Source organism: Siccirubricoccus deserti (assembly GCF_014283215.1).
GTDB lineage: Bacteria > Pseudomonadota > Alphaproteobacteria > Acetobacterales > Acetobacteraceae > Siccirubricoccus > Siccirubricoccus deserti.
Genome location: NZ_JACOMF010000043.1, coordinates 20,609 through 35,741, shown reverse-complemented (window position 1 = coordinate 35,741; position 15,133 = coordinate 20,609). Strand labels below are relative to the sequence as shown.

At 72.1% G+C, this 15,133-nt stretch carries 9 protein-coding genes; 8 read left to right on the top strand and 1 reads right to left on the bottom strand.

Annotation, left to right across the window (positions count from 1 at the left end):
* Positions 1–443: 443 nt before the first annotated feature.
* Complete coding sequence (locus H7965_RS22855) at positions 444–1,385, bottom strand: LysR substrate-binding domain-containing protein (RefSeq protein WP_186772894.1); 942 nt, start codon at positions 1,383–1,385, stop codon at positions 444–446.
* A 160-nt stretch (positions 1,386–1,545) separates the two neighbouring features.
* On the opposite strand from H7965_RS22855, the gene H7965_RS22850 reads away from it, so the two are divergent.
* The 8 genes from H7965_RS22850 to H7965_RS22815 all read left to right on the top strand — a co-directional run bounded on the left by H7965_RS22850 (position 1,546) and on the right by H7965_RS22815 (position 15,124).
* Positions 1,546–2,559, top strand: a complete 1,014-nt coding sequence (locus tag H7965_RS22850) for a tripartite tricarboxylate transporter substrate-binding protein (RefSeq protein WP_186772893.1) — start codon at positions 1,546–1,548, stop codon at positions 2,557–2,559.
* Between the two features lie 3 nt (positions 2,560–2,562).
* Complete coding sequence (locus H7965_RS22845) at positions 2,563–3,564, top strand: amidohydrolase family protein (RefSeq protein ID WP_186772892.1); 1,002 nt, start codon at positions 2,563–2,565, stop codon at positions 3,562–3,564.
* Between the two features lie 122 nt (positions 3,565–3,686).
* Positions 3,687–5,072, top strand: a complete 1,386-nt coding sequence (locus H7965_RS22840) for an IS1380 family transposase (RefSeq protein WP_186772891.1) — start codon at positions 3,687–3,689, stop codon at positions 5,070–5,072.
* A 376-nt stretch (positions 5,073–5,448) separates the two neighbouring features.
* Positions 5,449–7,962 (top strand): hypothetical protein, encoded by a 2,514-nt coding sequence (locus H7965_RS22835; RefSeq protein ID WP_186772890.1) that lies wholly within the window; start codon positions 5,449–5,451, stop codon positions 7,960–7,962.
* A gap of 3 nt (positions 7,963–7,965) precedes the next feature.
* A complete protein-coding gene (locus H7965_RS22830; protein ID WP_186772889.1) occupies positions 7,966–9,729 on the top strand; it encodes a hypothetical protein in 1,764 nt (587 codons plus the stop codon).
* Positions 9,726–10,529 (top strand): hypothetical protein, encoded by an 804-nt coding sequence (locus tag H7965_RS22825; RefSeq protein WP_186772888.1) that lies wholly within the window; start codon positions 9,726–9,728, stop codon positions 10,527–10,529. Before H7965_RS22830 ends, H7965_RS22825 begins: the two co-directional genes overlap by 4 nt.
* A 55-nt stretch (positions 10,530–10,584) precedes the next feature.
* Positions 10,585–12,774, top strand: a complete 2,190-nt coding sequence (locus tag H7965_RS22820; RefSeq protein WP_186772887.1) for a hypothetical protein — start codon at positions 10,585–10,587, stop codon at positions 12,772–12,774.
* A gap of 25 nt (positions 12,775–12,799) precedes the next feature.
* Positions 12,800–15,124 carry a hypothetical protein gene (locus H7965_RS22815; RefSeq protein ID WP_186772886.1) on the top strand — a complete coding sequence of 775 codons (2,325 nt, stop codon included), beginning with the start codon at positions 12,800–12,802 and terminating at the stop codon, positions 15,122–15,124.
* Positions 15,125–15,133 lie beyond the last annotated feature (9 nt).

Sequence of the window (15,133 nt, the reverse complement as noted above, 5' to 3'; positions counted from 1 at the left end):
GCCGGACGAGTATCTCGGCCCCGCTGATTACACCGCCTTTGCGCGGGAACGTGCGGAGTACGAGCAGCGGATGGTGACCCGGCTGAAGCTCTCTATCGACTGACTTGCCGCCCCCTCCAGGTCACCTGCGCTGCCGTCTCATGGAAGCTACATGGCGCAGCGGCCGTCTCGGCTTAGACCTCGCCGGCTCGCTGTCGTAGGGCAAAGGCGGCCTGGAAGGTGGGGCGCACGGCAGTCCTACGATGGGGCTTGCGTTTTGGCCTCGTCGGTGAGGCTAGCCCGGATTTCTCACATGGGCCGGTGCACGGGCTTACGGAAAGGGAAAAAGCCCTTGTTCGGCAAAGGCTTGCTGCTGGGCGGCAGGAGTCTTCGACACGGACAGGGTGTGGTTCGAAAGCGGGTCTGCACAGGCGTCGGATCCCGGACGCGGTGGCGTGCGGCGCTCACCGCCGGACCGGCGTCAGCGTCAGCCCCTCGGGGTCGAACTCGACAAGGGCTGCAGCGAAGAAGTCGAGGAACGCGGCGACCTTCGGCACCGGCTCCGCGGTTCGGCGGTAGAGCGCGTGCAGCGCCGGGCCGCCCGGGCAGGACCAGTCCGGCAGCACCCGCCGCAGCGCGCCGGAGGCAAGCAGCCCGGGGTCGAACATGCCGACGCGCACGACCCCCGCGCCGGCGAGCGCGGCGGCCAGCAGCGCCTCGCGGTCGTCCGTCACCAGCGCCGCCGGGACCGCGACCCGCCGGCGCTCGCCGCCCCGCTCGAAGGTCCACTCGTCCCAGGGCTTCACCGCGAACGGCGGCTTGTGGACCAGGCAGGCGTGGCGCGGCAGGTCGTCCGGGCCCGCCGGCGTCCCGGCCGCCTCCAGGTAGGCGGGCGCCGCGCAGGCGACGAAGCGCAGCCGCGCCATCCGGCGCGCCACCAGCCGCGAGTCCGCGAGCGGGCCGACGCGCAGCAGCAGGTCCATCCCGCCGGCGTGCATCTCCTGCGCCTCGTTCTGCACCAGCAGCTCGACCCGCAGCCCGGGGTGCCGGCACAGGAAGGGCGCGAGGCGCGGCGCGACGACGCAGCGGCTGATCGGGATGGCCGCGCCGACGCGCAGCGTGCCCTCCAGGCGCGTCCCGGGGTGCGCGGGCGTCGCCGCCGCGCCGTCCATCGCGTCCAGGCCGTCCACGATCCCCCGCGCGCGCCGGTAGGCCGCCTCGCCCTCCGGGGTCAGGCGGAGCTGGCGCGTGGTGCGGTGGAACAGCCGCACCCGCAGGCGGACCTCCAGCTCGGCGATGCCGTGGCTGACCGCCGAGGGCGTCACCCGCAGCGCCGCGGCGGCCCGGGTGAAGCTGCCCGCCTCCACGACTCGGACCAGCATCTCGATCTGGCGCAGGCGGTCCATGGCCGGGGCTCCGCTATCTCAGAGGCAGTCTCGTGAAATCCGCTCACAAGTGAAGTGCCGACGCGGTGACTGCCGCGGCGCGCGCGGCGGCGCCACATGGGGGTACAGGGTCCGACCCCCGCTCCGCGCGGGGCGGCCCGGGGCACAGGGAGGTCCGGACATGGCCGTGATGCATTCCACCCGCCACCGCCTTTTGCGCCGGCATCTCCTCGGGGGGGCGGTGTGCCTCGCCGCGGTGGGCGGCGGCGCCTTCCGAGGCCGCGCGGCGTGGGGGCAGGCGACGCCCGGCTTCCCCAGCCGCCCGGTGCGGGTCGTGGTGCCCTTCCCGCCAGGGCAGGACGTCATCGCCCGCCTCCCCGCCGAGGCGATGGCCGAGTTCCTGGGCCAGCCGGTCGTGGTGGAGAACCGCCCCGGCGCGGGCGGCAGCCTTGCCGCCGAGCACGTGGCCCGCGCCCCGGCCGACGGCCACACCCTGCTGATCGGCAGCACGGACGCCGTGATCTACTCCTTCGTCATGGCCGAACGGCCGCCGCTCGACCCCTTCCGCGACTTCGTCCCGGTCGCCCGCGTCACACGCGACCACTGGGTCGTCGCGGCCTCGCCCGCGCTCGGGGTGGACTCCCTCGCCAGGCTGGTGGCGCTGGCGAGGGCCCGTCCTGGGGTGCTGAACTTCGCCTCGCCGGGCATCGGCACCTCCTTCCACCTCCAGGCCGAGCGGTTCTGCCGCCGCGCCGGCATCGAGGCGGTGCACGTGCCCTACCGCGACAACTATGTCGCGGACCTGATGGCCGGGCGGGTGTCCTTCGTCGTGCAGGCCGCCGCGCCGCTGCTGCCGCAGGTCGCCGCCGGGCACCTGCGCGGGCTGGCGCTGCTCTCGGCCGCGCGTCTGGCGGAGCTGCCCGAGGTGCCGACCATCGGCGAGGCGGGCTACCCGGACCTCGTCTACAACGCCGGCGTGACCCTGTTCGCGCCGGCCGGCACGCCCGGGGCGGCGGTGCTGCGGCTGAGCGAGGCGGCGAACCGCGCCGCGGCCTCGCCGGCGCTGGGCCGGCGCTTCGCCGAGCTGGGGATGGAGACGGTGCGGGGCTCACCCGAGGACGCCGCGCGCTTCCTGCGCGGCCTGATCGAGGTGCAGGACGGGATGCGCGTCGCCGTGTTCGGCAGGGCGCGGTAGGGGATGGCCGCGGGCGCGGTGGACTGCCACGCGCACTGGATCCCGCCGGGGCTCGCGGCCCTGCTCCGCTGCCGGCGGGCGGCGCCGCGCATCGGGCCGGCGCCGAGCGGCGGCGGCGGCGAGCGCCTCGTCACCTTCCAAGAGGAGCTGCCCTTCGACGCGGCGATGGGCGACCTCGGCGCGCGGCTGGACGCCATGAACGGGTGGGGGGTGGCGCGGCAGGTGCTCTCGCTGGGCAGCCTCTTCGGCGTGGACTGCCTGCCGGCCGAGGAGGCGCTCCCGCTGGTGGCCGCCTTCAACGATGCCGCCGCCGCCGCGATCGCCGCCGCGCCGGACCGCTTCGCCGCGCTCGCGGCGCTGCCGCTCGCCGACCCCGCACGCGCGGCCGCGGAGCTGGAGCGGGCGCACGGCGCGGGCCTGCGCGGTGCGGTCCTGGCCGCCGACGCCTTCTTGACGCCGGAGGACGCGGCCCGCCTCGGACCGGTGCTGGCCGCGGCGGATCGGCTCGGCGCGCACCTCTTCGTCCACCCCGGCCCGGTGTCGCCGCTGCCCGAACGCACGGTGGGCGAAGCGTCGGCGCACGCCGCCTGGCAGCGTCGCATCGTGCTGGAGGCGCAGGCCCGGCTCTCCTCGGCCGTGGTCACGCTCGGCCTCTCGGATCTGCTCGACGCCTACCCGCGGGTGACGGTGCAGGTCGCCAACCTCGGCGGGGCCGTCCCCTTCCTGGTTGAGCGCATGGACGAGGTCGCGCGCGGGGAGCGGCCGGGGGCGCCGCCGCCCTCCGAGCGGCTGCGGCACGGGCGGGTCCACGTGGACACCGCCTCGTTCGGCCCGCGCGCGGTGGCGCAGGCCGTGGCCTGCTTCGGCCCGGAGCGCGTCTTGTTCGGCAGCGACTGCCCGATCTTCGACCCCGGCCGGGCGCTGGCGGCGGCGGCCGCGGCCGGCCTCGGCGTGGGGGCGGCGGGGCTGCTGCTCGGCGGGAATGCGCGGCGCCTGTTCGGCTGAGCGCGGCCCGCGCCACCGATGCAGTGGTGTGCTGCGAGGGGCAAACAAGATCCTGTCGCCCGGCATTCCCGATCGGGTTGTCCCTTTTCGGGGGGACCAATACCGCGCGGAGGAGCTCGCCCATGCCGACAGACCACGATCCGTCTCCGTTCGGCTTCGCGCCCGTCGAGGGCCGCGCCGTGGTCGCGGCCTTCGACGTCGGGGCGATCACCTCCAATGCCGGCGCGCTGCTGCTCGGCGCCACGGACCGGGCGATCGGTCTGGTCCGTGGCTTCGCATCCTGCTTCCGCGACGCACGGATGCCGGAGCGCACCGAGCACGAGGTCACCCCCCTGGTCGGCCAGCGCGTCTTCGGCATCGCCCTTGGCCACGAGGACGTGGTCGACCATGACCAACTCCGCCACGACCCGGTGCTGGCCGTGCTTGCCGGCAAGCTGGAGGCGCGCCGAGCCGGCTGTGCCCCGCTGGCCGGCAAAAGCACCCTGAACCGACTGGAACATGCGCCGGCAGACGAGCCTGGCCGCTATCACCTCATCGGCCACGACGGCGCGGCGATCGAGGCGCTGTTCGTGGACTGGTTCCTCGACGCGCATCGCTCGGTGCCGCGGCAGATCATCCTCGACCTGGACGCCACTGACATCCCGCTGCACGGGCATCAGGAAGGACGCTTCTTCCACGGCTACTACGACGCCTACTGCTATCTCCCCCTCTACATCTTCTGCGGTCGGCACCTGCTGGCGGCGAGGCTGCGGCGGTCGAACATTGACGCCTCGGCCGGCGCGGTGGAGGAGGTCGCGCGCATCATCGGCCGCATCCGCGCCCGCTGGCCGCGGGTTCGCATTCTGCTGCGGGCCGACAGCGGCTTCGCCCGCGAGGCACTGATGGCCTGGTGCGAGGCGAACCGGATCGACTTCGTCTTCGGTCTGGCCCGCAACGCTCGCTTGGTCGAGGAGATTTCCATCGATCTCGCCTGGGCCGAGGAGGAGGCTACCAGGACCGGCCAGCCAGCGCGGCGCTTCCGCGACTTCCGCTGGTCGACGCTGGACAGCTGGTCGCGCCGGCGGCGCGTGATCGGCAAGGCGGAGTGGACCCGCGGCGAGGCCAACCCGCGCTTCATTGTCACCTCGCTTCGCCCCGCCGAGATCGAGGCCCGCAGCCTCTACGAGCGCGTCTACTGCGCCAGGGGCGACATGGAGAACCGAATCAAGGAGTGCCAGCTCGATCTCTTCGCCGACCGCGCATCCGCGGCCACCATGCGGGCCAACCAGCTGCGCCTGTGGTTCGCCGCCATGGCCTACGTCCTGCTATGCGCCCTGCGCCGCATCGGTCTCGCCCACACCCAGTTCGCCCAGGCTACCTGCGGCACGCTGCGCCTTGCCCTGCTCAAGATCGGCGCACAGGTCCGCCGCTCCGTCCGCCGTATCAAGATCGCCATGGCGTCAGCCCATCCGCACCAGGCCGAGTTTGCTCTGGCCTACGCTCGATTGACCGCCGCCGCAGCGCCCTGACGACCCAGACATCGCAAGCCGCCATAGGCCCCGCCAACGCTGCACAGCACGCGGCGATGGCGCGGCATGGCCGAAGAGCAGCCGTTCCGCCCACACGCCGGCTATCAAGCCAGAACACCAGCCACCATCAGCCGCTCACGCCATCAGACCCGCCCCTGGTGAGAAGGGCAGGCTAGACCGAAGGCTTTCGCAATGAGCTGCAGAACCTTCTCTGCGCCTCGCTGCCTCCATCCATTGTGCGAAATGTCACCGACGCGATGGCCGACCAGGAGATACAACCCATCAAATCGCCCGATACTGAATGTCGTCTACAAATGACTCAATCGCTCGGGCGCGATGCGCTGCAGGTGACCCAGCGACGGGGAGGCAGATCGTCATGGCGAGTAACAGGCTCGTTCTCGCGCGCGTCGGCGCCGCGGCAAGCTTCAGGCCAGTCGTCGCCGAAGCAGCCTCAGCCGACATCATGCCCGCGCCACAACGCAACTTGGCCGAGGCGATCCCCGCAGCAGCGCTCGCGCCGCGGCTCGTCCGGCCCCGCGTTGACGTAACGCTCGACGAGACCCGCATCGTCAATCCGCAGATCTTCGACCAGGTGGTGAAGATCCGCCCCCGTCCGATCGTGCTGCTCAACACCTGCCCGGCCGGGGGCGTGCATGACCATAATGGCAGCGCCGCCTATACGCTCGCCTGCGACGACCCGCAGGCGCGCGGCCAGCCGGACTGGCGCTGGTGCCGCAAATGCCAGGGCCTGGCCTATGGCGGCGGCGTGGCGCAGAGCCGCTGCCCGCGCGGCGGCCAGCACGACCACACCGGCAGCGCCGCCTACACCGTCGCGATGAACGATCCCGCCGCGCCCGGCCAGCCCGGCTGGCGCTGGTGCCACAAATGCCAGGGCTTGGCCTATGGCGGCGGCGCGCCGGGGCCGTGCCCGGCCGGCGGCCAGCACGACCACGGCGGCAGCGGTGCCTATGCGGTGCCGATGAACGACCCGAACGCACCCGGCCAGACCGGCTGGCGCTGGTGCCGCAAATGCCAGGGCCTGGCCTATGCCGGCGATACCGGCCTGAGCCGGGAGGAGCTGGCGCTGCCCGTGGCGCCCGGACAGGAGGTGACGGACACCGTCACCTACGAGCCCGCGGTGCCCGGCACGCCGCCGATGCACCTGCCGCAATACCGCCTCGCCCGCCGCGGCACGACCGGCACCGGGGGCTATGAGATCCGCTTCGGCCAGGCGCCGGATGGTGCCCCCATCCTGACCCTGCGCCTCGAGAAGCAGCGCGCGCCGCAGATCCCGGCCGGCACCGCGACGGCGGAGCTGCCGCACGAGATCCTGCTGCGGCTGACCTACCGCTTGGTGCTGGCCGGCGGTGGCGGCGCCACCAAGGAGCTCGCCTTCCAGGAGATCGGCGAGACCGCCGATGGGCTCTCCCTGGTGGCGACGCTGCGCTTCTCCGGCCCCGCCGAGCGCGACCAGGCTCTGGCCGCCGTCACCAATCTGGAAGGCGGCGCGGGCCTGCTCATCACCCGCTCGGTGCGCGTCGCCATTCCCGTTGTGGGCAGCCCCAACCGCTTCCGTCCCGTCACCCGGGCGCTGGAGCAGGTGGCGGAGCCCAACCCCTTCTTCTTCAACCCGGACCTCAACCGCGACCTGTTCGAGGGGCCGCGGCCCGGCGCTGGGCAGCTCGGCCTCTCGCCGCATCAGGTGGCGCAGGGCGACCGCTTCCACACCTACTGGCAGGACACCGCCCGGCCGAACACCGCCTACTATCTGCCGAACGCCTTCCGCCTGGCTCGGCGCGGCAAGCCGGCGCCCTTCCTGCCGGTCGTCGCCACCCGCCTCGCCCCCGGCGCCACCGGGCCGGAAAACGCGGCGATGGTGCTGGAATTCGTCGCCACGCCCTTCACCGACCCGGATCGCCTAGCGGCCGCGCGCCAGGCCCTAGCGGCCAAGCTGCTGCCCGCCGGCGCCAGCCCAGACGACATCGTCTTCGAGCCGTTGCAGGTGGAGAAGGCCAGCCTGTGGATGGCGCTGCCCGGCGCGGTCGGCTTCACCGAGCGGCCCGGCGCGCTGATCGACCTCCGCTCCGGCCTCACCCATGTCGAGACCCTGCCGCTGCCCGCCTTCCAGGCGGTGTACGACGCGCTGATGGGCGGCTCCGTCGCGCTGATGCGCGGCGAGGTGCGGGTCGATCTCGGCAGCGGCGTCACCGACCGCATCCCCTTCGAGGCACGGTTCGACACGATGAACGGCAACCTGGTGGAGGTGCAAGCAGCGCCCGGCCTGGCCCCCGGCAGCTTCGCGCTGACTCTGACGAACGCCATCGAGAGCCCTCTCACTGTCGCCAGCCTGGGCGGGCTGCTGCGCGCCGCCGGGCAGGATGTGGCGGCGACGATCGGCGAGTTCTCCCAGCCCCTGCCGGCGGAGCTGGCGCCGGGCGCCAGCCTGAGCTGCGTGCTCACCCCCGCGGCGCCGGCGCCGGCCGAGGCACAGCCGGTGCTGGACCTGGACGGGCTGCGCGTCCGCCCCGACGCCGCCGGGCTGTGGGAGGTGATCCTCGACACCACCACGCCGAACGAGATCAGCCGCACCATCCGGGTGAAGCTCTTCCCCGCGATGTTTGAGGCGCCGGACGGCAATGCCGCGGAGCCCGCCCTGGCCGTGCTGGTGCAGTTCGAGCGCGGCACCACGCTGGAGCTGACGCCGGAGAAGCCGGAGGCCGAGCTGCGGCTGCCCATTCCCATCGGCAGCATCGTGCTGCGCAGCGCCGCGGGCCCATCCGGCTACCGCTACCGCTGCAGCGTCATCCGCCGCTCCTCCCGCGCCACCGACAGCGAGTGGCGGGAGGACAGCAGCGACCTCCTCGTCCCCCTGCTGCCGAAGGAGGGCTGAGCCGTGCCCGCCATGCTGCCGGATTGGGGACGACCGGTCACGCTGGAAGGCGGGACCGCCTTCGCCGCGGAAGGGGATTTGGCGCCACCGGTCCTGCTGCCCCGGGCGGTCACCCTGGCCACGGAGCCGGATGGAAGGCCGGCCTTCCGCCTCTCGGTCCTGCGCGCCCTGCCGCCGGCCGAAGGCATGGGGTGCCTGGAGCTGCGGTTGCGGCTGCAAGGCGAGGACATCCCCGGCACCATGCTCGCCCGGGTGGCGCGCGGCAGCCTGCGGCTGCGCCCCGCCGCGGCGCTCGGCACGATCCCGCCGGAGCTGCTGGCGCCGCTCCCGCTCGACTGGAACGGGCTCGGCCTAGCGCGGCTCGCCCTGCCGCTCTCCCAGACCGCCGCGACGCTGGTCGAAGGGCTGCTCGCCGCCGGCAGGGGGCTCGGCCTCGACGCGCTGGCGGAGCTGGAGGTGGATGGCATCGCCCCGCGCCTGCCCGGCCTGTCGCTGCGGCTGGAGGTCGGCGCGCTGCTCGCCTGGCTCGGCACCCTGGCCGGCCCGGACGGGCTGTTGCCGCGCGAGGTGCTGCTGGCGCGGCTGCGGCTGGAGCCGGCGCAGCCCGGCATCGGCCTCGGCCCGCTGCCGGAGGGGCTGCCGCCCGACCTCCTGGCCCTGGCCGTGCTGGACCGGCTACGGGCGCGGGAGCTGCTGCGTCCCGCCCCTTCCAGCGCGCCGGACGGCACCCCGATGCTCCGCCTGCCGGCGGCCGGGGAGGCGCTGCCGGAGCGCATCGACATCGACTTGGCGGAGCGGCTGGTGGCGCCGCGGCCCGTCGCCCTGCGGCTCGACCCCGTGGCCGCGGCGCTGGCGCTGGCGGCCGGGCATGGCAGCACGGAGTCGCTGGTGGCGAGGGGCACGGCGGCGCCGCTCGGCCTTGGCTTCCACCGGCTCCTGCTGGGGCAGACCGTGCCGCAGCCCGTGGCGGGCATCCTCGGCCTCGGCGCCCGGATCCGGTTCCCGCCGAATCCCCCCGACCGGCCGCAGGAGATCCGCCACGACCTGGAGCTCTCGCCCGGCGCGTCGGCGCCGGAGCTCGCCGTCCGCCTGGCCCCGGGCGAGAGGCTCGCCTGGCGGCTGCAGGGCTTCGCCTTCGTCCCGGCCGCCGATGGCCGCCGGGTGGAGCGGCTGCAGGCCGAGGAGGTCGAGGGCGCCGGCCCACGCCCCCTGCTGACCCCGGCGCTGCTGCCGCTGCGGCTGGTGGAGCTGGAGGCGGAGCCGGCGCTGCTTGGCCTTGGCACGCTGCTGCTGCGGCTCTCGGCGCAGCTGCCCGGCGGCCCCTTCCGCGCCGAGGCGGAGCTGGACCGGCAGCGCCCCGCCGCCGTCTTCGGCCTGCCGCCGGATGCGACGGCCGCCAGCATCGCGCCGGAGCTGTGCGGCGCCGGCGGGGCACGGCTGAGCCTGCCGCCCTTCCCAGCGGAGGACCGGCGCCTGCTGCTGCAGGATGTGCCGGGCCTCGGCCCGCGCGACCTGCGGGTGGAGGTGCAGCTGGCCGCCGGCACCACCCTGGCCGCGCTGGACCTGCTGCCGGAGGATGCGGCGGAGGGGGCGGAGCCGGTCACCCTGGCCTTCACGCAAGCCGAGCCCGCCCGAATCTTCCGCTGGTTCTGCCGCGACCCCTTCCGGCCCGGCCTGCGCTGGCGCCGCCACGCCCCGGGCGCCCCCTGGTCTGCGCCGGATCGCGGCCCCGGGCCCTTGGTCATCGCGCTGGGAGACGCCGCATGAACGGAATCGGGACTGCGCTGCCGGGCCGCACCATCGCCGGCGTGCGCCTCTGGGCGGAGGACGGCGCTTGGCTCTACCTGGCCGAGCAGCCGCTGCCGCTCCTGGATGCCAATGGCCGGCCGCAGGTCTCGGCGCTGGAGGCGGCGGGAATGACCATGCTCTCGGTCGGCGCCAGCCTGCAGCCGACGGAGGCGACCATGGCCCTGCTACAGCAGGAGGTGGCGCAGCTCGCCGGGCCGGCGGCGGAGCTGCACCCCGCAGCGCTCACCATGCGCCACGCCGCGCTGGAGGTGGCCGAGGCGGAGGGCTTCGCCGAGATCGCCACCGCCCGCGCCTCCGACCTGCCGCCCCAAGCGGCGGCCTTCTCCGCCGTGCTCAGGGACAGCCGCGCGGCCACCGCCCTGGCCGGGCTGCGCGGCGAAGCCGGGCGGCTGCGGGTGCTCTACCGCGTCGCCCTGCCGCGGCGGCGGGCCGCCACCGCGGCGCTCGCCGGCGACCTGACCAACCATTTGGACGGCACCGGCCAGATCGACGCCGCAGGAGCCGAGGCGGCCATCCGCTGCGCCATCGAGACGGGCGATGCGAAGTGGTCGGAGCAGGCCGATCCCGGCGCCAGCGAGGAGCTGCGCCGCACCGTCCGCAGCGCCGCCATGGCGCAGGCGGTGCAGAGCCTGGCGCGGACCGGCACGGCGGGGCCGGGCGCCCGCACCACGGTGCAGGCGGAGGCGACGCGGACCGAAGCCGCGCCGCTGACCCTGGAGCTGACCGCCGACCTCGCTGGCTGGCTGGGCGGCGGCTGACGGAGCCCGAGGCTTTCACCAAGGCGCGGCAAGCGCCGATGCGGAGGAAACACCCATGCTGTCCATCGCAAAGTCCGAGACGATCGAAGGCGTGCAGGTCTTCGGCGACGACCAGGATTTCCGGCAATTCTACCTGCTGCCGAACCAAGTGAGCTGGCAGATCCTGCCCGGCGGGCGGCCGAATTTCGGCTTCATCAAGTACCGCATGCCGATCGAGCGGGCGAACGGCAAGAAGGGCGGCGGCTTCGCCTCCTTCCAGGTCGAGCTGGCAATGACCGAGGCGCAGAAGCAGAAGATCCGCGCCGTGCTGGAGGAAAGGCTGCGCCGCGAGGGGCGGCTGCAGCCCGGCCAGGGCGCCGTGCTCCGCCTCGACCGCCCGACCTTCCTCAGCGGCAAGGTGGATGTCGTCTGCTTCGACAGCGGCGGCGCGCTGGTGGAGAAGATCCGCGCCCCGAGCGCGCCCTCGCTCTACGGCACCAATGCCGTCGCCATCCAGGTCGAGTTCTCCGATATCGGCGCCCGGATCTTCGAGGAGGCGATCAAGGGCATCGGCGAGTCCTTCGTCCAGGCCAATTACACCCTGACCTTCCAGGGGCGCATGCCGCCCGGCCATATCCGCGGCTTCTGGGAGGCCTCGAGCTTCATGACCTTCCGCCAGGAGATGCATGACGACACGCGCTGGTTTGCCGAGGACGATTACGAGGAGAAGATCACCGAGCTCATCAGCAAGTCCGAGACCTCGAAGGTCGAGTGGATCCTGCGCCCCGCGGCACCGCCCGGCGCCGATCCCGCCGGTTTCGAGAAGGCGCTCATCGCGGTCGAGGATCGGGTGAACAACCAGCTTGCCGAAGGGATCAAGCGCAACATCCTGGAGGCGATCCCGCCAGAGAACCGCGACGTCTCCAAGTTGCGCGAGCAGGGCTTCGACAACGTCATCCGCACGGTCAACGCGACCCGCATCTCGAGCGTCACGGTCGAGTACAAGGAGAACCGCGTCATCGAGCAGGTGGTCCATCCGCCCGGCAAGCTGCCATCGCTGAAGACCGTCACGGTGGACGGCAAGCCGGTGGACTGGAACCAGGTGATCCAGACCATCGATGCCGACGATCCGTTCTTCAAGAGCTTCGGCATCAACGTGCAGGTCAATGCCGATTTTGCCGACCTGCCGATCTTCGGCGTCGACGTGGCAATGGAGTACAAGGGCCCGCAGGGGCAGAAGCACGCCAAGACCTGGACCTTCCAGAAGCCGGAGGACATCCAGCGCTTCGAGGCCTTCCTCGACGGCGGCGACGGCGAGGTCACCTATTCCTACCTTGTCAACTACAAGGGCGAGTCCAACGTCTACAAGTCGCCGCAGCTCAAGACGAAGTCGAACCTCAGCATCAATGTCGGCGAGCTCGGCATCTGGAAGATGGATGTGGTCGCGGGCGACATCAACTTCGCCCAGGTCACCTCCGCCCAGGTCATGGTGCGCTACGACGACGGCGCCGGCGTGCGCATCGAGAAGCAGTTCACCATTACCGACCAGACCCGCGAGCACAAGATCCGCGAGGTGATATTCAAGACGCGGGACAAGCCCTGCCGCTATGCCGTGAAGTACTTCATGCAGGATGGCAGCGAGATCGCGGTGCCGGAGAAGGAGGCGGAGGGCGAGCAGCTCTACATCAACGATCCCTTCCAGCTCCGCACCGTGTCGCTCCGCACCCGCGGCGATTTCGAGCGGACGATCGAGACCATCTTCGTCGACCTCGTCTATGACGACCAAGCCAACCGCTTCCAGCAGCGCAAATCCATGGCCTTCAGCAAGGATGGCAAACGCTTCGAGGACTGGGTGTTCCCGGTCATCGACGACCGCGGCGGCACGCTGAGCTACACCGGCAACATCCTGTTCCGCACCGGCGAGGCCCAGCCGATCGGCGAGTCCGACGTGAAGGGCAACACGCTTCTCATCGGGCCGGAGGTGCTGGAGGTGCATATCGAGCCGGATTTGATCGACTGGACCAAGGTGCGGCTCGCAACGGTGACGCTGAGCTACGAGGATGCGGGCAACCAGATCGCTCACAACGACACCTTCACCATCCGCAAAGACACCCCGCCCTCCATCTGGAGCGTCGGCATTAAGGACAAGACGCGGCGCAAATACACCATGTCCGCGAAGTACTTCCTCGAAGGCGGCGTCCGCCAGGAGGTTGGTCCCCTTGAGGTGAGCGACGAGGTGTTGGTCTTGGAGCCGCCGGCCGCCTGACGGCAGAGAGGAGGAGGGATGTGCAATGATGTACCTGGAACCGCCCTTCTACATGGTCAACGGCGTGCTGGTGTACCGCGACCATGAGGACGCGCTGCAGCACTACTACATGCCGCTGGCGCCGAGGCTGCGGACCACGCCCGATCCCGCGACGGGGCGCGAGGCGCCGCACCTACTCCTCCTCAAGTACCGTACCGAGACGCCGGCGGGCTCCGGCGGCTTCCTCAGCCTCGACGTCCATCTCGGGCTCTCGCCGCGCGAGCTGGACGACCTGGCTTCCGAGGTGAAGCGGCTCGGCCGGCTGCCGCAGATGCCGCGGCTGTCGCCCGTGCCGGTCACCGACGGCAAGGTGCGGCTGATGATCTTCGGGCAGGACAGCCAGCCCGCGCCGCCGCCCCGCCCCGGCACCTCCCCGGCGCCGGCCACGACGCCCGAGGCCGGGCCGCGCTTCGTGCTGAAGATGCAGCACGCGGCGAAGCCCTCCCTCTACGGCGACAACGCTGCCGCCTTCTCCGTGCAGCTCGACCCCGCCGGCACCGCCATCATGGAGCAGGCGCTGCTCGGCGAGATGGCGCCCATCCTCGTAGTCTATCAGCTCGACTACGTCGCGCTGCGGCCGGCCTTCTCCGTCCGGCTGAAGATCGACTGGGACCGGGTGCAGGAGGCGCTGGACGAGGAATACGGGCATGAGGGGATGTTCACCTCCACCCAGATCGGCAAATCCGTGGACAAGTTGCGCGAAACCCGCGCGATCGAGTTCACCGCCGACAATTTCGTCGCCGACGCGCCCGACGCCGCGAGCCCGGAGACGGCGCGCTTCAACGCCGCCCGGGCCCGGGTGGAGGAGATGATCACTGACGCCTTCTTCGAATCCAGCCTGCCACCGATGACGACGCGGCCGGATGGCTGGGACCGTGCGGCAGATATCCTCGGCGAGGCGCATCAGAAGGCGATGCAGGCCTCGCTCGGGCCGATCGCCGCTACCATCGGCACCTTCACCTACAAGAAGCAGACCCGCGACCGCATCGATCGCAAGCGGCTGGATGTTGAGATCTCCGAACGCTCCGCCGTGCTGCGTAGCAGCTATCCGCAGGGCCATGTCAGCGGCCTGTTCCGCCCACTGCGGGATGGCGACAACCCGAAGCGCTACATCAGGGAGATCGACGCGAACGACCCCTTCTTCCAGCGCCGCCGGATCCGCATCACCAATCGCGGCGAGATGGAGCGCGACGGCATCGACAGCGTGGCGGTCCGCCTGCGCTACGGCACGGACACGGAGGAGCTGGTGCTGCGCAAGACCGGCGAGGAGCAGCTCGTCGAATGGGCCTCCACCGTCGAGGACGGCCGGATGCGCCAGGAGGTCGAGGCCGAGTTCACCGTGAATTTCCGCCCCGACCAGGGCGGCGAGCGCCCCCTCTCGGCGCAGGCGGAGCCGCGGACGGTGCTGGGCGAGGTGCTGGAGGTGCAGCCGGCCGAGCTCTATGCCCGGGTGAAGCTGCCGGTCATCGCCTCTCCCAGCTATCCCTGGGACCGCTACCCGCAGGTGCAGGCGCGGCTGCGCTACGAGGATCCGGCGCACGGCATCCGCACCGACGACACGCTGACCCTGACCAAGGGCCAGACGCCGCCCGACTGGTCCTACCTTGCCCTCGACAAGACGCTGCGCGGCGTCTCCGCCCGGCTCTCGCACCGCGCCGCCGATGGGCGCGACATCGAGACCACCTGGCAGCCGCTGGATGCCGACCTGCTGGATGTGCGCGACCCGGTCGGCCCGCTGCGGCTGCGGGTGGATGTCGTGCCGGTGGTCGCGCGCTGGGACGATATCGAGCAGATCTTCGTCGATCTGGAATACGAGGATGCGCGCAACGGCGTGCACACCGCCGAATCCCTAGCCTTCAACGCCACGGACCGCAGCCCGAAGCCCTTCCTGGTGGAGCGGAAGGACCGCGAGCACAAGCTGGTGCAGTACCGCGTCACCACCATCCTGAAGGGCGGCGCGGTGCTGGAAGTGCCGCGCTCCGCCACCGAGGCGCCGCGCATTCTGGTCTCGCCGGATATGCGCGGCCATCGCATTATCGCGGTGCGGCCGCCGCAGGATTTCGCCCGCGCCAAGCTGCAGCGGGTGGATGTCGAGCTGCGCTTCGCCGACGAGGCGAACGGCCTGCTGGTGGAGGACAAGGCCAGCTTCGCCGCCCCGGGCGGCCGCAAGGCCTTCGAGTTCAACTATGTCGATCCTGCGCGCAGCTTCTACGAATGGCGCGCCCTCTACGTCTTCGGCAACGGCATGACGAAGCGGCAGGACTGGCAGACCGCCGAGGCGGATGAGCTGGAGATCGCTGCCCCGCAATGAGTGCATGAG

Excerpts from the sequence above, each read along its gene's own strand:
- H7965_RS22855 (WP_186772894.1), bottom strand. The coding sequence starts at position 1,385 with ATGGACCGCCTGCGCCAGATCGAGATGCTGGTCCGAGTCGTGGAGGCG.
- H7965_RS22850 (WP_186772893.1), top strand. The coding sequence starts at position 1,546 with ATGGCCGTGATGCATTCCACCCGCCACCGCCTTTTGCGCCGGCATCTC.
- H7965_RS22845 (WP_186772892.1), top strand. The coding sequence starts at position 2,563 with ATGGCCGCGGGCGCGGTGGACTGCCACGCGCACTGGATCCCGCCGGGG.
- H7965_RS22840 (WP_186772891.1), top strand. The coding sequence starts at position 3,687 with ATGCCGACAGACCACGATCCGTCTCCGTTCGGCTTCGCGCCCGTCGAG.
- H7965_RS22835 (WP_186772890.1), top strand. The coding sequence starts at position 5,449 with ATGGCGAGTAACAGGCTCGTTCTCGCGCGCGTCGGCGCCGCGGCAAGC.
- H7965_RS22825 (WP_186772888.1), top strand. The coding sequence starts at position 9,726 with ATGAACGGAATCGGGACTGCGCTGCCGGGCCGCACCATCGCCGGCGTG.
- H7965_RS22820 (WP_186772887.1), top strand. The coding sequence starts at position 10,585 with ATGCTGTCCATCGCAAAGTCCGAGACGATCGAAGGCGTGCAGGTCTTC.
- H7965_RS22815 (WP_186772886.1), top strand. The coding sequence starts at position 12,800 with ATGATGTACCTGGAACCGCCCTTCTACATGGTCAACGGCGTGCTGGTG.